General features: G+C 35.6%; 17 protein-coding genes. 11 read left to right on the forward strand and 6 right to left on the reverse strand.

What is annotated here, in order from left to right:
• Nucleotides 1–11: 11 nt before the first annotated feature.
• Nucleotides 12–2,879: a YfhO family protein gene (locus tag GSM_RS10120; RefSeq protein WP_010078192.1), complete on the reverse strand. Its 2,868-nt coding sequence runs from the start codon at nucleotides 2,877–2,879 to the stop codon at nucleotides 12–14.
• A 44-nt stretch (nucleotides 2,880–2,923) separates the two neighbouring features.
• On the reverse strand, nucleotides 2,924–3,376 hold the full coding sequence (locus GSM_RS10125; protein WP_003691459.1) for a flavodoxin: 453 nt from the start codon (nucleotides 3,374–3,376) through the stop codon (nucleotides 2,924–2,926).
• Nucleotides 3,377–3,510: 134 nt separating this feature from the next.
• Here GSM_RS10125 and map point away from each other — a divergent pair, with 134 nt between their 5' ends.
• From map to GSM_RS10145, 4 genes are all read left to right on the forward strand, one after another.
• Entirely contained in the window at nucleotides 3,511–4,299 is a 789-nt protein-coding gene (gene map / locus GSM_RS10130; protein WP_003691458.1) for a type I methionyl aminopeptidase, read from the forward strand.
• 120 nt (nucleotides 4,300–4,419) lie between these two features.
• On the forward strand, nucleotides 4,420–5,292 hold the full coding sequence (gene galU, locus GSM_RS10135) for a UTP--glucose-1-phosphate uridylyltransferase GalU (RefSeq protein WP_003691457.1): 873 nt from the start codon (nucleotides 4,420–4,422) through the stop codon (nucleotides 5,290–5,292).
• 126 nt (nucleotides 5,293–5,418) lie between these two features.
• Complete coding sequence (locus GSM_RS10140) at nucleotides 5,419–5,970, forward strand: LysM peptidoglycan-binding domain-containing protein (protein WP_003691456.1); 552 nt, start codon at nucleotides 5,419–5,421, stop codon at nucleotides 5,968–5,970.
• A gap of 140 nt (nucleotides 5,971–6,110) precedes the next feature.
• Nucleotides 6,111–6,977: a YihY/virulence factor BrkB family protein gene (locus GSM_RS10145; RefSeq protein WP_076621442.1), complete on the forward strand. Its 867-nt coding sequence runs from the start codon at nucleotides 6,111–6,113 to the stop codon at nucleotides 6,975–6,977.
• Between the two features lie 44 nt (nucleotides 6,978–7,021).
• On the opposite strand, the gene recX is transcribed toward GSM_RS10145, so the two are convergent.
• Nucleotides 7,022–7,813, reverse strand: a complete 792-nt coding sequence (gene recX, locus GSM_RS10150; RefSeq protein WP_003691453.1) for a recombination regulator RecX — start codon at nucleotides 7,811–7,813, stop codon at nucleotides 7,022–7,024.
• Between the two features lie 111 nt (nucleotides 7,814–7,924).
• Here recX and rlmD point away from each other — a divergent pair, with 111 nt between their 5' ends.
• The 6 genes from rlmD to GSM_RS10180 all read left to right on the forward strand — a co-directional run bounded on the left by rlmD (nucleotide 7,925) and on the right by GSM_RS10180 (nucleotide 15,935).
• Nucleotides 7,925–9,319 (forward strand): 23S rRNA (uracil(1939)-C(5))-methyltransferase RlmD, encoded by a 1,395-nt coding sequence (gene rlmD / locus GSM_RS10155; protein ID WP_003691451.1) that lies wholly within the window; start codon nucleotides 7,925–7,927, stop codon nucleotides 9,317–9,319.
• 172 nt (nucleotides 9,320–9,491) lie between these two features.
• A complete protein-coding gene (gene ntdP, locus GSM_RS10160; protein WP_003691449.1) occupies nucleotides 9,492–10,037 on the forward strand; it encodes a nucleoside tri-diphosphate phosphatase in 546 nt (181 codons plus the stop codon).
• 216 nt (nucleotides 10,038–10,253) lie between these two features.
• Nucleotides 10,254–11,387 carry an AI-2E family transporter gene (locus GSM_RS10165; RefSeq protein WP_003691448.1) on the forward strand — a complete coding sequence of 378 codons (1,134 nt, stop codon included), beginning with the start codon at nucleotides 10,254–10,256 and terminating at the stop codon, nucleotides 11,385–11,387.
• An 86-nt stretch (nucleotides 11,388–11,473) separates the two neighbouring features.
• Nucleotides 11,474–12,967, forward strand: coding sequence for an ATP-binding cassette domain-containing protein (locus GSM_RS10170; protein WP_003691444.1), 1,494 nt, complete (start codon nucleotides 11,474–11,476; stop codon nucleotides 12,965–12,967).
• 80 nt (nucleotides 12,968–13,047) lie between these two features.
• On the forward strand, nucleotides 13,048–14,328 hold the full coding sequence (locus tag GSM_RS10175; RefSeq protein WP_003691443.1) for a hemolysin family protein: 1,281 nt from the start codon (nucleotides 13,048–13,050) through the stop codon (nucleotides 14,326–14,328).
• Nucleotides 14,329–14,357: 29 nt separating this feature from the next.
• Complete coding sequence (locus tag GSM_RS10180) at nucleotides 14,358–15,935, forward strand: peptide chain release factor 3 (RefSeq protein WP_003691440.1); 1,578 nt, start codon at nucleotides 14,358–14,360, stop codon at nucleotides 15,933–15,935.
• A gap of 257 nt (nucleotides 15,936–16,192) precedes the next feature.
• Here GSM_RS10180 and GSM_RS10185 read toward each other — a convergent pair whose 3' ends face one another.
• The 3 genes from GSM_RS10185 to GSM_RS10195 all read right to left on the reverse strand — a co-directional run bounded on the left by GSM_RS10185 (nucleotide 16,193) and on the right by GSM_RS10195 (nucleotide 19,912).
• A complete protein-coding gene (locus GSM_RS10185) occupies nucleotides 16,193–17,254 on the reverse strand; it encodes a MucBP domain-containing protein (RefSeq protein ID WP_003691439.1) in 1,062 nt (353 codons plus the stop codon).
• A 46-nt stretch (nucleotides 17,255–17,300) separates the two neighbouring features.
• The gene (locus GSM_RS10190; protein WP_003691436.1) at nucleotides 17,301–17,576 is read right to left on the reverse strand and encodes a DUF1827 family protein; all 276 of its coding nucleotides are present in this window, start codon (nucleotides 17,574–17,576) and stop codon (nucleotides 17,301–17,303) included.
• A gap of 128 nt (nucleotides 17,577–17,704) precedes the next feature.
• On the reverse strand, nucleotides 17,705–19,912 hold the full coding sequence (locus GSM_RS10195) for an ATP-dependent Clp protease ATP-binding subunit (protein WP_003691435.1): 2,208 nt from the start codon (nucleotides 19,910–19,912) through the stop codon (nucleotides 17,705–17,707).
• 170 nt (nucleotides 19,913–20,082) lie between these two features.
• On the opposite strand from GSM_RS10195, the gene ykzS reads away from it, so the two are divergent.
• On the forward strand, nucleotides 20,083–20,262 hold the full coding sequence (ykzS, locus tag GSM_RS10200) for a protein YkzS (RefSeq protein ID WP_003691433.1): 180 nt from the start codon (nucleotides 20,083–20,085) through the stop codon (nucleotides 20,260–20,262).
• The last annotated feature ends 123 nt before the right edge of the window (nucleotides 20,263–20,385 follow it).

The raw sequence follows: 20,385 nt of genomic DNA on the forward strand, positions 1-20,385 counted from the left end.
CCTTTGTTGAACTATTTTTTCGTTTTGTGTAAAAATAGTTTTTTTATTAGAATAAGCGAAAATGCTGATAATATTAGCAAAAAGATGCCGCCTATTGTTATTAATTTACCAGTCTTCAATCCAGGGGTCGAGTAAATTAATTTAATATGATGAGACCCAGATTTAAGTTGTGTTCCTAAAAATCCTGTGTTGGTCTTGATAGCTTTTAATTTCCTACCATTATCGTAGACGCTCCAACCCTCAGAAAATGGAATCGATGAGGTTAATATTCCTTTTTGAGTAGTTTTAATTGTACCAGTAATCTTGTTCTTAGAGAACTTCAGTGACTTTAAACGATTTTTTTGAATTTTTGCAACTTCTTGGTTATACTTCTTACCAAGTTTTTCAGCAACAATCTTAAGCTTGAAATCATATATTCCCAACTTGGATGGTGTTAAAGTAAAATACTTGGGAGTCGAAGTGAAATAACCTAAGTTTAGCAATCCAGATTTTACGGTCTTGTAAAATGACAGATCTGACTGTTTAGGCTGTGTAATACTTTCGGTTCCTAAACTTGAAGAAACACTTATACTAAAGCTGTTGTCAGGCGAGCCGTTTAGAATGTGATAGCGAAGATAACGATAGTAATTATAGTTGTCACTATTAGAAATAATCCCACTTGAGGTGAGAGTGGCCTGTTTATTTTGTTCAATCTGAATCTGCTTTGTCAGTGATAACTGATGATATTTAATATCGCTGAGTTCAACATGCAGTTCGCTATTTTTATAATTGGCTGGATTCTTTAAGATGATTTTGTAGGTTTCCGTACTATCTAGATGTTCAAGATTTGCTGTGCTGACAACATTTCCGCGACTAGAAACGATATAGTATTCGAGTTCTTGCGTATCATCTGCAGTTTTGGCTTTGGCATAGTGTTTTGCTATTGAGTTGCTTACATGAACTCCAGTTGCGAGAGCACGTTCTTTAGCAGTCGTTGTCATAGACTTAAACTGCTTAGAATCGATAACAGTATTCTGCCAGTAGATGAGTGGGAAAGCCTGCTCCGTTTTATAGCGAACGGTTTGCTTATCTGTACTATCCGATTGATTGTCACTGCTGCTTGCTAATCGGGTAGACGCTTTTTCTGGAAGATAATTAGCTGGGATCTTGGCTGAATTTTTTTGGTTTATTTGAGCAAAGATGTAACGTACACCCAAAAAGTTATTTAAGACTGTTCGGTCACTGAATTGACTAATTGGAATGTTTGCCTCATACTGCGAATTTTGCATTTTTCGGGCAAAGTTACCGACATTAATGTTTTGTAGCGAATAGTAAGAAGTAATCGAGTTTAATTTATTAGGCTGCGCGTTGTACATATGAAAACCGCTACCCAAATTATAATTTTGGCTAATGGTTGAAACACGGTATAAATTAGTTGATTTTAAATCTTTATCTAGGCCAGCATATCTTGTTTTAACAAGTTTTTCGTAGCCCTTAAGAGGCAGCATCTCGTTTGAATATCCCCCGTTATAGGGAGCCTCAAAATAAATAGCATTAAAGATAACATTGACTACGACTAATGCTAGAAAAGCATAATTAGCATGGCTCTTTTTTCCAGCAGAATAATAGACTAAGAAGCCGTAACTAATAAATAAAAAGGCCATTGGAATAAAAAGCTTTTCATCATTTTGAAAGAAGTAAGTCAAAAAAATCCAGAAACTATATATTGCAAGGCAATAAGTAAAAGTTAATTTTGTCTTATGTGTTAATTTGTGAAGTTGTTTAATCAATATGCAGACTGAAATAGCAATGGGAAGTGATAACATCAGTGTCCAACGATTTGATGGAGAAGTCAAACCATTGAATAATGCTCCAAATTGCGGAAATAAGAGCATTATTAATCCCAAAATAAAGCTGGTACCAAGAAGAGGGTATTTTTTTATTTTGATAAGGACAAAGACAATCGCAAAAAAGCTAATGCTGGCAAATCCCAAAGCACTCCAAAAATAGAAATTGCGATTACCGCCATTAATTAATTGCGAAGGCAGCGCAAGATAGTAGTAGAGCGGATAAAGTCGCAACCCATTTGCAAAGGGAGCGTTGCTGCGTGTGGATGAAAAGACTGCCAACATCTCTGGTACCCATAAAATAGCAGTTACGGAAAGTGAGATAACTGTACTTAGTCCTAGTTTGAAAAATGTTTTGATAAATGCTATTTTTTTACGATAAGTTATTAGGTAGCGCAGAATTAAGTATAGTAGGGCACCGAATCCTAGAATATATGCAAAATAAAAGTTGCTAAAGAGCATCCAGCAAAAAGCAAATGTTAATGGCCAAATAGATTTTTGCTGCAGCACACGCTCAATTCCAAGTATTAACAAGGGGAAAATCATAAAGGGAATGGAGAAGAAAGGCTGCGCAATATTCGCATAAAGCAAGAATGCATTGAACAAGTAGACGACAGTTCCAGAAAGGATTATGGAATTTTTAAAGGAAAAGTGGGATGCAAAATAGCAAAAAATAAGGCCGACACAATACAAGCGCAGCATAATTAAAAATTGATATGCAAAAATAATTTTTGAAACAGGAAATAATAGAGTTAGATAATTAAAAATATCTCCTGTTACATAATAAGCATTAATTTGGAAAATATCTCCGCCAAGTCCAAGTTTGAACGACCATTGGGGCCATGATGAAAAGGGATGTTTCATTATACCAAGCAGTGTTTTACGAAACTCTTCTAATAGAGGAAGATGTTGTTGAGCCCCATCTATATGCCAAATTAGAGAGTGACCGGTAACAAAATAAGTACCATACACAAAAAAAGCAATAAGAGCAAAAATTGCGGTATATTGCAAATATAAATTTAAATTATTTTTTTTTGTAAATGAGAATATCAAAGAAATTCCTCCTAAAAGAACTAGTTAATAAGCACTAAAAAAGATCACTTACTTATTTTTGCTACTAGCTCATTTACAAAAACATCTAATTGCTGCAACGCTTCATCTGTATCTGGAGCCAGATTTATTTTTACACTGTTGGTGCCCTTGGTAGCACCTGTATTTTCAAAAGCTTCTTCAAATTTGTCTACAGCAACGCAATAATATTCACCATAGAAAGTATCCCCAGAACCTGCAACACCATAGACCTTTCCAGTTAGATCGAGATCATTTAAATCTTCAAAAAAGTCAATTCCTTCATCAGGGAGTGCACCTTCATCATATGTATAAGGTACAACAATGCATAAATCAACATCTTCGAAATCAGAAGGATCGCACTGTGAGATTTCTTCAATGTCAACAGTGACACCTTTTTCTTCCAATTTTTCTGTAACGATATCAGCAATATCTTCATTGTTTCCAGTAATTGAAGCAAATACTACTTTAGCTTTAGTCATTCATATGGGCCTTCTTTCAATAATCTATCACTAGCTATTATAACAGAATTTTATATTCTCATTTAAAGTAATTGAAACATTATGCTAAATTTAGGATATAATGGTCGTGTATATTAAATTGGAGGCAAAGAATTATGATTACATTGAAGTCACCACGAGAAATTAAAGAAATGGCAAAGTCAGGCGCAATTTTAGCAGGGATGCATATAGGATTGCGCAATATCATTAGGCCAGGAATTTCTAGTTGGGAGATTGAAAAATTTGCACGTAAGTATTTTAAAGATAACGGTGCAATTCCTGAACAAATTGGTTTTGAAGGTTATAAATATGCAACATGTGTCAGCGTGAATGATGAGATTTGCCACGGCTTTCCAAGAAAGGGATTGATCTTGAAAGATGGGGATCTGATCAAGGTTGACACGGTTGTTAATTATCATGGTGCAATGAGTGATTCTTGCTGGAGCTATGTTGTAGGAAAATCAACGCCAGAGATTGACCACTTAATGAAGGTCACAAAAGAGGCACTTTACCTAGGAATAGAACAGGCTCAAGTTGGAAAAAGAATTGGTGACATTGGTGCTGCAATTCAACACTATACTGAGGATGTCAATGGTTATGGTGATGTCCGCGATTTTATCGGTCATGGAATCGGGCCAACAATGCATGAAAGCCCAAATGTTCCTCATTATGGTGAGGCTGGTAAAGGTTTGAGACTGCGTGCAGGAATGACTATTACTATTGAACCAATGATTAACATGGGTACGTGGAGAGCTGAGATGGACGATCCAAATGGTTGGACTGCACGAACAGCAGATGGAAGTCTGTCATGTCAGTTTGAGCATACAATTGTAATCACTGAAGATGGTCCCAAAATTTTAACTTCACAAGACCCAGAACTTGATAAAAAGTATTTGCTTGATTAATATTGATTTTCTATATAAAATAGGTTCTGGTATTTGGCTTGTAATATGAATCGATAATAACTGTTAATAAATAGGATAAATACTATAATCGTAAAAAGTGTATAAAAGGAGCTATTACTTATGAAAGTTAGAAAAGCTGTTATTCCTGCTGCTGGTTTAGGCACTCGTTTTTTACCAGCAACTAAGGCACTTGCTAAAGAAATGTTGCCAATAATTGATAAACCAACGATTCAATATATCGTGGAAGAGGCAAAAAAATCTGGGATTGAAGATATCTTAGTTGTAACTGGAAAAGGTAAACGACCAATCGAAGATCACTTTGATTCGGTTCCTGAGTTGGAACAAAACCTTAAAGAAAAAGGAAAGACCGAATTACTGAAACTGGTTGAACAAACAACGGATATCAACTTATACTTTATTCGCCAATCACACCCTAGAGGACTTGGGGATGCCGTATTAATGGCCAAAGACTTTGTAGGAAATGAGCCCTTTGTTGTCATGCTTGGCGATGATTTGATGAGAGATAAGGTTCCATTGACTAAACAGTTAATTGACCGCTATGCTCAAACACATGCTTCAACACTTGCTGTAATGCGTGTTCCTCACGAAGAAGTTAATAAGTATGGTGTAATCGATCCAGGTTCCGAGACAAGCAAAGGATTATATGATGTAAAGCAGTTTGTCGAAAAACCTGATGTTGACAAGGCTCCTAGTGATCTTGCAATCATTGGTCGTTATCTTTTGACGCCTGAGATATTCGGAATGTTAGAGACACAAAAACCAGGTGCAGGTAATGAGATTCAATTGACAGATGCTATTGATCGACTGAACAAGATTCAGCGCGTATTTGCACATGAGTTTAAGGGTGAGCGTTTTGATGTTGGATACAAGTTTGGTTATCTAAAAACTTCAATTCAGTTTGGTCTCGAACATCCTGAGGTCAAGGATGATTTGATTGCTTATATTAAGGAATTATCAAAGAATTTGAAATAAAGCCCGAAATAAAAAAGATTTGTTTTAGACGGATCTTTTTTATTTTTTTATTGAATTTATTTAAGATATATCTGATAATTGATTTTAGGATATTTTTTAGAAATTGTTTATTTGGGGGTATGAAAAATGGCTAGAAGAAGAAGCCATACTAAAACGAACAAAAAAGTATTGTGGAGTCTTGTAACTATAATCATCGTGGTTGTTATTTGCGTCTTAGGCAGTACTAGTGAATTTGTGCGAAACAAACTTACAAGTGTCTTCAGTGATAATGTGAAATCACAAAAAGTTGAATATAAAAAGCAGCAAAGTATTGCTCAAGAGAAGTATGGAAAGACTAGTGAAACTACCAGTGAGAGCAAACAACAAAGTTCAACAGCGGGTGACTCAGCAAGTAATAAGTCAAATAGTTCAGAATCAAGTAAGAAAAGTAGTGTAACAGCAAGTAGTGAAGAAACGGACTCGACTGCTAGTACCGCTTCTTCAACTTACAAAAGGTATGTGGTTGAGTCAGGTGATACATTGTCAAGCATTGCTAGTAGGTACGGAACGACGGTTACAAGGCTGATGTCTATTAATGATTTGAGTACAGGAACCATTTCTGCTGGAACGACGCTTCGGATACCAGCAAGCACTGCATCTTCAAGCACTGCATCTTCAAGTACATCCGATAGTGATTAATAATCACGAACCCGGCTTTACAAAGATAATCGTCAGTTCCTTCAGTCCATAGTAATTAATTTTTAATTCCTACCGTGCTATAATTAGCACACGAATAGGGGGAGTAAAAAATTAGGAAAAGAGAATTTAACACTACTGCAATTAAAGAGGTTGTAAAAGACTCAGTAAAAAGATCTTCCAGTATCAATATCAACAATACTTCAATTGTTATTGCTTACTATTCTTTATTAGCAATTTTTCCGTCAATAATCTTGATTGGAAACACGTTACCTTTGCTGAATATTAAGGCAGCTACGGTTTTAATGTACTTAGAGTCAGCGGTGCCAGCAACGATATACAAAACACTGAATCCAATTATAATTTCTTTTTTAGAGCGAAGTAGCGGAGGATTAATCTCTGTGAGTGCCCTTGTAGCATTGTGGGCCACAAGTCGAGGTGTTAATGCCCTTAAACTTGCTTTTAATGAGGCATACGGGGTTGAGGAGTCACAAAATGCAATCACTGCTAGGATTATTTCATTTTTTTTAACGCTAATTTTCATTTTCTTGATGATTGCAATTATTTTGTTATTCAGTTTTGGGCAAACTATTCTTGATTATCTGACTCCAATTTTTCAGTTACCAAGAGAGTTAGGTAATATTTTCAGTACCTTGAGGTGGCCAGTTACCCTGCTGGGACTGTTTTTTATAATAAGTCTAATTTACTACTTCCTCCCGAATGCTAAGCTACATCTACACTTGATTATACCGGGAGCTGTAATTGCAACGTTGGGTTGGATTGCATTGGCACAAGGCTTTTCTATCTATGTGCGCTACTTTGCTAAGTCAGTACTTAGTTACGGGACAATTGGGACATTCATTGTGCTATTATTTTGGCTTAATTATTCTGGGTGGATCATAATGATAGGTGCGGTTTTGAACGCATCCCTTGAAAAATACTTTTATAAAGAGATTAGGGTCAAAAAAGCAAAATTAAAGGAATACATTAAGAAAAAAGTCGAAAGCTAATTTCAACTTTTAATCGTTTTTTTTATAAAATTAGCAGCAATTTTTCACAGCTCATCAAGTTTATTATTGATCTTGTCTAAAGCAAATCCTTTACGATAAAGGGTTTGCTTTATTTTTAGTTTTCTTTGAGAATCTGTAAGATTACTGTTGCTGTATTTATTCCAAAGTTTTTCCAGCTGACTCAGTAAGAGGTCATCTTCATGCTCTGGGTCACTAGAATAGTCGACGGAGAGTATATCTTCAAATTCGGCAGTAGTGTAACCTTTTGCGATGAGACGTTGTTTGACTTTCTGAATGCGTATCTTTGAAGGCTGGTTACGGTATTGATGTATGAGTTTTGGAATTAAAGTTTCTAATTTTTCGGATACTTTGGAGTGGTCGTAATCAGCTTTTGCCTGCTCGATATCGTTTTCTGAAATACCTTTTGCTCGTAAATTGTTCCTAATGATATTGAATCCTTTGTCTGAGGTATTCACCATTGTTCTGACATAACTGGAAGCATACTTGGCATCGTTCAAGAGATTGTAATCACGGAGTCTATCTTTAACTTTCTCGATTAGGAGCGTATTGTCAGAAATCTTTTTCATGTGGTCATCTATTTCTTTTTCGCTTCTCAGTTGATAACTCAGGTAATTCAGGGCTTTTTGATATATTTTGGAAAATTCTTCAGAATTAATCAGGTGCTCAATTAATTCATCTGAGAGTTCCTGCCCTTTATAAAGATGGTTTTCAACCAGCACATTTTCTGAAACTGAAAAACTGTATTTACCGTCTATAAAAAGATTGAATCTGCCCGGTCTTTTTTGAGCTTGAATTTTTGTTAAGATTTTTGGCATAATAAATTCCTTCCACTGTTTTTTATTCCTTATATATTTTATAACATGTAAGTAAAAAAGATTAAATGATATAATTAGACGATTAAGAATGTAAGTCAAGGGAGCTTAGTAATGCAATATAAAAAAAGAAATCAAGCTAATGAACAAAATTCGTTAAATCTTGGGAAAAGATTTCCACTGACAATTAAGCGACTAGGTATTAATGGTGAAGGAATCGGGTATTTTAAACACAAAGTTGTTTTTGTTGAGGGAGCATTGCCTGGTGAAGTAGTTGTAGCTGAAGTTTTGGAAGATAACGGCAGATATGCGACTGCTAAAATTCACCAGATTAGAACGAGAAGTCCCCACAGAATTGAAAAGAAGGATGACTATGATGTTGGTGGAATAGAACTTGAACACTTGGAATATGAAGAGCAGCTGAAGTTTAAGAGAGATGTTGTTTCGCAAGCATTAGAGAAATTCAAACCACAAGGCTATCAGAAATTTAAACTCTTATCAACTATTGGGATGGAGCATCCATTTGAATATCGAAATAAGGCGCAGTTTCAAGTGAGGAAAACATCCGATGGGAAAGTAGTTGCAGGGTTGTATAAACGTGGGACACACGAACTGGTTGATTTACCAACTTTCACTACGCAAAGGCCCTTAACAATGAAAGTGATTAGGAAAATCTGCAAGTTTTTTGAGGACTTGGAGACACCGATTTATGACGAAAGGAACAATTCTGGAATTATAAAGACAATTGTTGTTCGAGAATCATTTTCAACAGGAGAGGTGCAAGTTGTTTTTATTACTAATTCAGAGAAGTTGCCTAAAAAAAGACTTTTGCTCGAAAAGATTAATAACAATTTACCCGAAGTTACCTCAATTTTACAAAATATAAACAAGGGTAAGACCTCACTGATATGGGGAAAATCGACTAAGTTACTCAGCGGCAACGAATATATAACAGAAAAATTGGGCGATGTTGAATTTAAACTATCAGCACGCGCCTTTTTCCAGTTGAATCCTTATCAGACACAAAAAATGTATGAAGAGGTAAAAAAAGCTCTTGCTTTGGGTAAAAATGAGAAGTTGGTTGATGCATATTGCGGTGTCGGAACTATTGGACTGTTTGTTGCGGATGATACTAATGAAGTTCGTGGAATGGATATAACTCCTGAAGCAATTGAAGATGCAAAACTCAATGCTGAATTGAATAAGCAAAAAAAATTTTCTTTTGCAGTTGGAAAAGCAGAAGATTTGATACCGGAGTGGCAACAAAATGGTTTTGTTTTTGATGCACTGGTAGTTGATCCACCTAGAACTGGGTTGGACGCGAAGCTGATTAAAACGATTCTAAAAGCTAAACCACGAAAGTTTGTGTACGTATCTTGCAATCCATCAACACTTGCACGCGATTTAAGGGAACTTACTCAAGATTATTATGTTGATTACATCCAATCAATTGATATGTTTCCACAAACGGCAAGGTGTGAAGTGGTCGCAAAGTTGTCCCGAAAATAAAAAATTGCATTTGACTGTGATAGAAGTTAGGTTTGATAATTTTTAAGATAAATGATGGCAAATTAAAAATAATAATTAATTATTTTTTGGGCTTTATTGAAGAAGTTTGATATAATGATTAGTGATAACGGTGTAAGTTACACCTTGTGTTTATAGAAGGCAGGTTTTAACCATGCATCAGGCAAGAGAACCAAAGGAAGGTGATTTTATCACCATCAAAAGTTATAAACACGACGGTAGTTTGCATCGAACGTGGCGGGATACAATGGTACTTAAAACCAGTGAAAATGCCCTAATTGGTTGTAATGATCACACACTTGTAACTGAATCCGACGGTCGCCGATGGGTTACACGTGAACCAGCACTAGTTTATTTTCATAAACACTACTGGTTTAATATAATTGCGATGATTAGGGACAATGGGGTTTCGTATTATTGTAATCTTGCTTCACCAGCAATTTTAGACCGTGAGGCACTAAAATATATCGATTATGATCTAGATGTCAAGGTTTTTCCAAATGGGGAAAAGAAACTGCTTGATGTAGACGAGTATGCAGAACATGGGACTAAATGGAATTATTCAAGAGACACAGATAAAATTCTGAAGCACAATGTACTTACACTTGTTGATTGGATTGATAACCAAAAGGGTCCCTTTTCTGAGGAATACATCAGGATTTGGTATAATCGATATTTAGAATTGTCACGGCGTATGTAGACGTTGAGTTATAACTGAGGGAGCTGTGACAAAACATTGTTTTGTAGCAGCTCCTTTGCTGATTAAAGATCATGGATGTTCCAACAAGTAAAATGATGCATGGGCAAGAATGGCTACAGCAACAATTTATTAGTGCTCAAAAATTACACAATGAGCATTGCATTCTGCTTCAATAGGGAAAACAAAACTAACGATAATATATGAGGATGAGCGATAATGTTTGAAAAATTGAAAAATTCAAAATTAATGTATGTTACAACCGAAGCTCTCTTGATTGCAACCTTAATATGGATTTGTACTAAAATAAGTTTTATATTTGAGCCCGTCGGGACGTTCATCTCAACTTTGTTTGCTCCAGTTATAATTTCTGGATTTTTATATTATTTGCTCAAACCATTAGTTAAGTTCTTGATGAAAATCAAAATAGGTAGGTTTTATTTGAACAGGACCTTTTCTGTAACAATTGTATTTTTATTATTAATAGCCATAGTTGCGGTTTCCCTAGCTTTTTTAATCCCAATATTGGTGTCACAGATAGGACAGCTTATTTCAAAATCACCCGATTATATTAGAGCGTTACAAAAAATGACGAATAGTTATTATGACGACTTTTCACGACAAGAGTGGGTGAAACAATTAAACATCAGCAGTTATATCAACACTGTAGAAAAAAATCTATTGAAGAATGTTGCGGGTTTTTTGAATACAGTTACCCAGAGTCTTGGCTCGATAATTGGGATGGTAACGAGTATCACTGTAACAGTTATAACTGTTCCTTTCATGTTATTTTACATGTTAAAAGATGGACATAGACTAATTCCAAATATTCAAAGGATTATACCAAATAAGCATGGAAAACAAGTTGAAGTTTTATTGGGAAAAATGGGTGAAACAATTTCAAAGTATATTGCAGGACAGTTTATTGAATGTACTTTTGTAGCAACTTTTACCACTTTAGGTTATTTCATGATAGGAATGCCATATGCTCTTTTGTTAGGGGTAATGGCCGCGGTTACCAATCTTATCCCTTATTTAGGGCCATATATTGGAGTCTTGCCGGCGCTGTTGCTTGCAGTTTCAATTTCGTCCAAAATGGTTATGTTAGTTATTATTGTATGCGTGATTGTACAACAAGTTGATGGGAATCTGATTTATCCAAATGTGATTGGAAAAACACTTGATATTCATCCACTAACAATCATTGTATTATTATTGGTTGCAGGTAATCTTGCCGGACTTATGGGGATGATTTTGGGAATTCCTTTTTATGCAGTTCTAAAAGTTGTAATCAAGTATTTTAGAGATATTTACTTGTTAAATAATAAGAAAGAGAACGATTCTCAGAAATAGTTTAAGATGATCTTATTGAAATTGACGTAGAATTTAGTATCTTGTAACATAGCAGTAGATAGAACAGAAAAATCTTAGGTGAAATTATGAAAAAAATAGAATTAAAATACATTACGAAGAGTACTCCGATACTTACTGAAAAAAAAGATATCGTTAAGTCAAAGTTATCTTCGAGCGAAAATAAAAGATTTTGGGAGTTAAGAGGTGTTAATCTGAGCATCAGTCCGGGTGAAGCAGTTGGATTACTGGGAAATAATGGTGCAGGCAAGACAATCTTAATAGACATTTTAGCTGGAAAAGAAAAACAGACAACTGGTTTTATCACGATGGATGCACATACCAGTGTAGCAACAACGAGATACGGGTTAGATAAGAATATTACTGGATTAGAAAATATAAAGCATGCTGTTTCTTCTGCAAATCTAGATGAATTTAAGGCAAATCATGTAATAAATGCAATTATTAATTTTAGTGATTTGGGAGAATGGCTATATTGTCCCGTAAAAACTTTTTCTACTGGACTTTATGCTAGATTATCGATAGCTATCGCGCTTTTTATTAAACCAGAACTTATCTTGATAGATAATATTTTTGGTAGTCTTGACCTCGCCTTCTTTAAAAAGGTAAGCGATAAGATTCAAAACTTAAAAGACATTGGGGTATCTTTTGTTATTTCGGATATTAATGTTGTTAATATCGAGCGTTTTTGTGAGCGTACACTCTGGCTAGAATTCGGTGAGGTGCAGGATTTCGGATCAACTCGTGAAATCATGGTCCAATATGAGTATTCCTTCGGTTGGTTACAGTCATTGACTGCTTCAGAGAAGACAGATTATTTAGCAAAGAAGCAAAGTGAGCGTCAATCTTTTGATGTAAGTACCATATATGAAGAATTTAAAGTTGAACAATTTAAAAATGGTTTTACAAGAAAAGATGAACCCAAGATGCGCAATGCTTTTTACAATGAACGTGGTGCTGATCCTGTTAAATTACTTTCAGATAAAAAGAATCAGGAAAAGGCTGCTATCGAGAAAAAAGACAAAAGAGGTAAAGGCCTGAAGGCTGCCGGATTCTTTATAGTTCTCTTGCTACTTTGCGGTGGTATATATAATGTGGCTTTTGCAAAGGAAAGTGTTTGGGATTATATACAAGACAGCTTTACACAAAAGAACAGTAAATCTACGGCTAGTTCGAAGAATAAAAACCAGCAAAAAAGCAAGTCCGGAACTGACTCTGCGACTGTATCTGGTAGCCACAACTCTTCAAAAAAGTCTAAAACTAAGAAAGAAGAATCAACTAAAGCGGAAAAGGCTAGTTCATCGAGTGCCAAAGCTGCCAGTCTGGCTAGTTCATCGAGTGCGGCAAGCGCGAAAGCGGCTAGTGAATCCAGCGCTAAGGCTTCAAGTGAAAGCGTGCAAAAGTTAAAAGATAATACACAAACTATTAATGTTCAAAGTGGGGACACCTTAGAAGGTTTAGCAAGCAAGTACAGTACAACTGTCGATAATATAATGAAAATTAATAATTTTACTTCAAATAATGATTTAAAAGCAGGAGACGTTGTTCGAGTTCCAAAATGACCTTAATTGCAGATAAAAGGGATATGTTATATAATCGGGAATTAATATCAACTTTTTAACAATTGGAGAGAAAATATAAAATGAATTCAGATCCTGGACTTGTCAGTTCGTTATTTATGGGTATTGCCGTAGTTTTACTTTTTAGCGCTGGGATAATTTTAAGCGTTATTAGGAACTACCACCTCTTTTATAGAATGGAACAAAACAACGAGAAAATAGCATTCTTTAAGAAAATCAAGACGGGTGCGGTTTTTGCCTTTGTTTTTTTGTTGGTTATTGGAGTATTGTCAAGTGTACTTGCATTCAACAAGTTAAAAATGTCTGAAGAAAATAATGTCATAGTTTTCGTAGCTGCCAGTGTATTATTAACAGCTTTCCCTGTTTTTGTAGCAGACGTGTTGGAAAAATTATATAAGAAGAATGGTTTGCGGTTTTTTCTGCACTTTCTAAGGTATGCAGCGATGATAGGATATATTTTTATACCATTTCAGAAATTGCACAATGCAGTGATTTCAAATAAAAAAGATATTACCGATATTGATTCGCAGGATAACATTACTCCAGTCGAGGCATTAGGTGCGTTAATTTCCCCTGAAGATAAGGAAAATGAATTAAAACCAGAAGCTTTTGATATGATCAAAGGTGTACTTTCGATGCATGAAAAATTAGCAAAAGAGGTCATGGTACCACGAACTGATGCTTTTATGATTGATATCCAAAATGACAATAATCGTAATATCGATGCAATTTTGCAGATGCAATATTCGAGAATTCCAGTTTATAACGAAGTAAAAGATGATATTGTCGGGATTGTACACATAAAAAATATATTGAAAACTGCTCGTGAAGAAGGGTTTGACCATATAACTATTAGAAAAGTTATGCAACCGGCTTTATTTATACCTGAGACCATGGCAATTGATGAAGTAATGTTTGAAATGAAGAAGACGCAAAATCAATTAGCAATTCTTTTTGATGAATATGGTGGGGTTGTCGGATTAGTTACTCTAGAGGACCTTTTAGAGGAAATCGTAGGTGAAATAGATGATGAATCAGATCAACCAGAACAAGACTATCATAAGATTTCCGATAGTGAGTTCATTGTCCAAGGTAAATTGTCATTAGATGATTTTAATGACGAGTTTATGACGAACTTTGAAATGAATGATGTGGATACCATAGCTGGATTTATGATTGCAAAATTAGGGTATATACCAGAAGATGACAGTCATGAGAGCGTATATGTCGATGGAATCAAATTAATAACTGAAAAAGTCGATGATTCGCGCATTATGGAGATTAAGGTCGAGCTTACCCCTGCTTTAGCGATAGCACATGTTCAACGTGAAAAAAAGGTTTAGATTTAATTAGTAAAAGAAAGAGGGAAATTATGAATATTCAAGACTTAACAGAGTCAGTTAATAATAGGCGCACCTTTGCAATTATTTCTCACCCTGATGCGGGGAAGACTACTATAACTGAACAACTGTTATTATTTGGAGGTGTCTTGCGTAAGGCAGGAACTGTAAAAGCAAAAAAATCAGGGAGTTTTGCGAAATCTGACTGGATGGAAATTGAAAAAAAGCGTGGAATTTCTGTTACAAGTTCGGTAATGCAATTTGACTACGCAGGTAAACGTATTAATATTTTAGATACACCAGGACATGAAGATTTTTCTGAAGACACATATCGTACCTTGATGGCAGTTGATTCAGCCGTGATGGTAATTGATTCTGCAAAAGGGATTGAGCCCCAGACAAAGAAGTTGTTCAAGGTATGTAAAATGCGTGGAATTCCAATTTTTACATTCATCAATAAAATGGATAGAGATGGGAAGGAACCCTTGGAACTGATTGCAGAATTAGAGGAAGTTTTAGGAATAGGTGCTTTCCCAATGAACTGGCCAATAGGAATGGGAAAAGGCCTGAAGGGATTATATGATATTTTCAATCATCGAATTGAATTATATCGCAAAGAAGACCAAGGAGAAAGTTACCTGAAGTTAGATGATAATGGTAAATTAGCTGAAGACAATCCGTTAAAAGAAGAAAGTATTTACCGTCAGGTGCTTGAAGAGGTTGAATTACTAGAAGATGCTGGAAACCAAATGGATGAAGAAAAGATTGCTGCAGGAAATCTTACCCCAGTTTTCTTTGGTTCCGCGTTAACTAATTTTGGAGTAAAAACATTTTTGGATGCATATTTGAAATTTGCTCCAGCTCCTGCTGCACATAAGGATGAAGCGGGAGAAATAGTCAGTCCAGTTTCTCCAGAATTTTCAGGTTTTGTCTTTAAAATACAAGCCAATATGAATCCTAATCATCGTGATCGAATTGCTTTTGTACGCATTTGTGCAGGTGAATTTGAAAGAGGAATGGATGTCACACTAGCACGTGACTCGAAGAAATTAAGATTATCGAATTCGACACAGTTTATGGCGGATTCCAGAGAAACGTTGGAGACAGCAGTTGCTGGTGATATCATTGGGCTCTATGATACTGGTAATTTTCAAATTGGAGATACTATTTTCGCTGGTAAGCATAAGGTACAGTATGAAAAATTGCCACAGTTTACCCCTGAAATCTTTGTGAGGGTAACTGCTAAAAATGTGATGAAGCAAAAATCATTCCATAAAGGAATCACACAACTTGTTCAAGAAGGTGCCATCCAGCTATATACAAGTTATAGTACAAATGATTATATTCTGGGCGCAGTTGGTCAACTTCAGTTTGAAGTATTTCAATTCAGAATGCTTAATGAGTACCATTCCGAAGTTGTGATGACACCAATGGGTAAGAAGATTGCCCGGTGGATAGATCCGGAACAATTAGATGAAAAGATGTCGTCTTCACGAAATATTTTAGTGAAGGACCGACAAGGATTACCTTTGTTCCTGTTTGAAAATGAATTTTCAGAGCGTTGGTTTGCTGATAAGTATCCCAATGTGAAGTTATCGGCAAAACTATAAAAGTTAAAGAATTAGTTCGAATTGATATAATAAATAGAGGGATCAGACCAAAATTCAACTTTTGGCCTGATCCCTCTATTTATTCCGAATAAGTGTGCTCCATAAGATAAAGCTCTTTTTCTAGTCTCAAATTACTCATAGCAAGGTGTTAGCTATGTTGTTATTTCGTGTTAGTATTCAAGTTTTGCCGACCTATGTCATATTTTCTCTTCTTTATTCAAGCAGTTATGTGCAAAATTTAACTAGTTTGAAGTTTCCTATCTGAATAAGATATATTGACTAGGAAGCCAGAGGCTATTGGTCAACCTGTACCAAGTAACTTTGTCAGACGTTTCTAAATATTCAATCTTAATCTTGGTGCCATGTTTAAGTGTGCCGGATATCTTACCAAAAGGTTTATCGTAGAGATTAACAGATCTATCAGCAACATAATCTACAGTAGCCTCAATTAAGGTAGCAAGTTTTTTAAAATTATGACCATACTGTTCATTAGTTTCATCCTCTTCATATATGGACATCAGTGTGTTGTTGAAGGTAATCCATAGAGGACCTCCGATACAATACCATTTTGCATTATCTGTCGTCGTGATTACAGCAAAAGTCTTCCAGATCGTCTGGGGAGATAAGTTAATTTTAAGCCGCTTTCCACCCGGAGAGTCATAAACAGGTACTGAGCTTTTCATCTTAAAGTAAAGAGATGATTGCTCATTTTCAAGCCAAGCTTTTCGTCTGTAGAAAAATGTTAAAGAAGAACTTTCAAGAGAACGAGTTCCTCGAATCGATCCCTTGACATTCAGTAAACTGTATTCAGGAATAGAAGGTGAATATAATTGGTATGCATCTCCTAAATATCCTTTAGATAGCTTGGGCGAGAGAATTAATTCGTTTGTATCAACATCTCGACAGAAAATCCAAATTGATCCTGCTGTTTTTTTTCTAAATATCAGAGTCAAGATGGCGTAGTGATCAACATAGTTTTTCGTGAACCCTTTAAAATTAATTAAGTCATAGTTTTTAAGAGATTTAATTCGATAATTAATTTCTTCCCCGAGGTGACCACTAACAATTTGTGGCGTGACCAGTTCGTTTTCATTTTCATCTGTGTAGATAATTAGTAGGACCGAATCCTGAAGTTCTTTTTTCGTGTGCGACATTTTCTTGGCAATTTCAACAGTTTTCTTATTCTCAGATTTTATTAAGGGCTGTTGTGAAACCGAGTTTTCCGTTACAGCTTTAACATCATTCTTAACCGTTTTACTTGCATATTTTCTTCTTGAATCTCGTGATAATAAGTTTTTAATGAATTTAGGAAATTTCAAAAATGCACCGCCTTAGAAACAAATGGAAAAGATTGTAATATCATTTTTAATTCTCAAATGAAATATCAACAACTCTATTACCAGTTGTAATTGTTACATCGGCAATCGATGAGTTTGTTAGTTTTTCAAGTACAAAGTTTATTTCTTCTTCAGTAATTCCGCGTACTTTATTAGACATGACAATTTCACTGGTTGCTACATTTTTTTTGAAAACTACACGAGTGTTTCCAAGTGTGTAAATTTTGATAAAATGGTTAGCAGAACTTTCAAGTTCCTGCTTTATCTTTCTGGAGTAACTGCTACTAACGTCCACTAGATGCATTATAAAACCTCCTTACTGGTACTAATTATTTTTATATACTCATTATAATATAAAATGGTATGCATACTATAGGAAAAAGCTATAAAAAAGGAAATGTAGTTGAATTTACATTTCCTTTTAGTTAAAATTTAGCTTTTTGTCTGTTCAGTGACATTAGCAATCTCAGGGGAATCAATTTTTATTTGGTCATCGACAAGTTTTGCCTCAAAGTTCTTCGTCTGTGGATGTTCCAAATAGTAATCTGCGACGTTATCTTCAATTTGTTCCTGAATAACACGTCTCAGCGGACGAGCTCCCATTTGAGGATTGTAACCCAAGTCAACAAGCTTATCCTTAACTTCATCCGTCACAGTTAGTGTAAGTCCTTGACTAGACATCATCAAATTAACATCATTTAGCATAAGCGATACGATTGAAACTAAATCTTTTTTGTTAAGCGCATTAAATTCAACAATATCATCAAATCGGTTTAGAAATTCTGGTTTGAAGTACTTAGTAAGTTTATCCAAAACAGAATGAGTATTCCCTGCAGCAGCGGCTCCAAATCCGACACTTGCAACGGAATCCCCGCTTCCTGCATTTGATGTCATGATAATAATGGTGTCCTTAAAGCTGACAGTTCTGCCTTGTGAATCGGTTAGACGTCCATCATCAAGTATTTGCAAGAACATATGCATTACATCTGGGTGCGCCTTCTCAACTTCATCAAGCAGTAATAAACTGTATGGGTGACGGCGAACTTGTTCGGTTAACTGCCCGGCTTCTTCATAACCAACATATCCCGGAGGCGATCCAATCAGTTTTGAGATTGAATGCTTTTCCATGTACTCGCTCATATCAAAGCGAATCATTGAATCTGAAGTCCCAAAGAGTTCTTTTGCCAATTGCTTTGCTGTTTCTGTCTTTCCAACACCTGTAGGTCCTACGAACAAGAAGGAACCGATTGGACGTCCTGATTTATTAAAACCAACACGATTACGTCTAATTGCGCGAGTAACCTTATTAACAGCATCTTTTTGCCCAATTATATGGGAGTCTAAGGAAGCTGCTAAGTTTTTCAACTGTGTTTGCTCCTTTTCCTGTAATTCCCCTACCGGAATATTTGTCTTTTCTTCAATAATTTTTTCCATATCTTTTCCAGTGATTATCGGAGAATTTTCAGAATCAACTTTTGTTTCTTTCATTGAACTTAATTTGTTTAACTGGTCACGATAATAAGCAGCTTTTTCGTAATCCTCTGCATTTAGGGCAATTTGCTTTTGTTCTTGCGCATTTTTGATTTTCTGTTCAATGACATTAGGGTCAACATCTTGAATCGTCAAATTTTTGCGTGAGCCTGATTCATCAAGCAAATCAATTGCCTTGTCAGGTAGAAAGCGGTCCTGAATATATCGATCTGACAGTGTAACAGCTGCATTTATAGCTTCAGGTGTATAGCGAACGTGATGATATGCTTCATACTTAGCCTGGATACCTTCAAGTATTTTGATTGTCTCGCCAATAGAAGGTTCATCGACTTGCACAGGTTGGAGTCTACGAGCAAGTGCAGCATCCTTTTCAATAGTGCGATACTCATTTAGTGTAGTTGCACCTACTAATTGAAGTTCTCCACGGGCTAGGGCAGGCTTTAACACGTTACCAGCGTCTATACCGCCTTCAGCATTGCCGGCACCAACAATTTCATGAATTTCATCGATGAAGAGAATAACATTTTGATTTTGTTTCAATTCATTCATCAATTGCTGCATCCGCTGTTCGAATTGACCACGAACACCTGTCCCTTGAACTAAAGAGACAACGTCCAAACGAATAACTCGTTTATTTAACAGTTTTTGCGGAACATCACCATCAACAATCTTTTGTGCTAATCCCTCAACGACAGCAGTTTTACCAACACCGGCTTCACCAATTAATACGGGATTATTTTTAGTTCTTCTGTTTAAGATCTCGATCACACGCGAGATTTCGTTATCACGCCCGATCACGGGATCAATCTTGTTGTTTTTAGCCTCATTCGTTAAATCCAAGCCAAACTGGGCTAGGATTCCACTATTACCACGTCTTCCTCCGCCATTACCAGCGAATTGAGCGGATTGTGGCGTTCCTTGTTGAGCCTGTTGAGTAGGAGTTGAACCATCTCCGAGTGACCGGAAAATATCATTAAGACTCCCAAAACCAAAAGGATCTTGGAAACCGTTTGTTTCACCACTTCTTTGAGATTGTTCCTTTAAGGCACGGTAGCAGTTTTGACAAAGGTCAATTGACGCTTGCTGACCATTAAGGTTTGTAGAAAGATGAATTGTTGCTGGATTTTTTTTACAATTTTGACATAGCATTAAGAACTCACTACCTTTCTCATTAATAAGTCAAAAAATATTTGACTATCTTTGACCTTTGAAAATAGTATACTAATTTATTATTGATAATTCAAGGATTAAGTCTCTATATGTTTGTTTTTTTTAAAGTAATTATGTATCATATGATCGTGCACAAAAGGGGTGACAGCATGACAGAAGAATTTACGGATAAATTGCAAAAATTGGCTGATGGTGAACTTGAAGAAATCAAAATATCAGCTGATGATTTTATGGATTTTCATGAAGCTTTTATGAACTTCCCACAACGAAAAAGAGTAGTTGGAATTGCAGGACATAAAGGTGAGATTACATATCATTTTGAAAGATAATCAAAACAGATGGATATCTGCAAAAAGTCAAAAAAACTTTTATTGTAAAACTTGTATTGTAATTTGATTCATGCTAACATTTATTTTTAGTAGGAGCGATTCTGTCACTATATAATGAAAACG

This window comes from Liquorilactobacillus mali KCTC 3596 = DSM 20444 (genome assembly GCF_000260415.1).
Lineage (GTDB): Bacteria > Bacillota > Bacilli > Lactobacillales > Lactobacillaceae > Liquorilactobacillus > Liquorilactobacillus mali.

Coding starts and splice junctions, on each gene's coding strand:
- GSM_RS10180 (WP_003691440.1), top strand. CDS start 14,358: ATGAATATTCAAGACTTAACAGAGTCAGTTAATAATAGGCGCACCTTT.
- ykzS (WP_003691433.1), top strand. CDS start 20,083: ATGACAGAAGAATTTACGGATAAATTGCAAAAATTGGCTGATGGTGAA.
- GSM_RS10170 (WP_003691444.1), top strand. CDS start 11,474: ATGAAAAAAATAGAATTAAAATACATTACGAAGAGTACTCCGATACTT.
- GSM_RS10190 (WP_003691436.1), bottom strand. CDS start 17,576: ATGCATCTAGTGGACGTTAGTAGCAGTTACTCCAGAAAGATAAAGCAG.
- GSM_RS10140 (WP_003691456.1), top strand. CDS start 5,419: ATGGCTAGAAGAAGAAGCCATACTAAAACGAACAAAAAAGTATTGTGG.
- rlmD (WP_003691451.1), top strand. CDS start 7,925: ATGCAATATAAAAAAAGAAATCAAGCTAATGAACAAAATTCGTTAAAT.
- GSM_RS10175 (WP_003691443.1), top strand. CDS start 13,048: ATGAATTCAGATCCTGGACTTGTCAGTTCGTTATTTATGGGTATTGCC.
- GSM_RS10195 (WP_003691435.1), bottom strand. CDS start 19,912: ATGCTATGTCAAAATTGTAAAAAAAATCCAGCAACAATTCATCTTTCT.
- recX (WP_003691453.1), bottom strand. CDS start 7,813: ATGCCAAAAATCTTAACAAAAATTCAAGCTCAAAAAAGACCGGGCAGA.
- GSM_RS10125 (WP_003691459.1), bottom strand. CDS start 3,376: ATGACTAAAGCTAAAGTAGTATTTGCTTCAATTACTGGAAACAATGAA.
- galU (WP_003691457.1), top strand. CDS start 4,420: ATGAAAGTTAGAAAAGCTGTTATTCCTGCTGCTGGTTTAGGCACTCGT.
- map (WP_003691458.1), top strand. CDS start 3,511: ATGATTACATTGAAGTCACCACGAGAAATTAAAGAAATGGCAAAGTCA.
- GSM_RS10165 (WP_003691448.1), top strand. CDS start 10,254: ATGTTTGAAAAATTGAAAAATTCAAAATTAATGTATGTTACAACCGAA.
- ntdP (WP_003691449.1), top strand. CDS start 9,492: ATGCATCAGGCAAGAGAACCAAAGGAAGGTGATTTTATCACCATCAAA.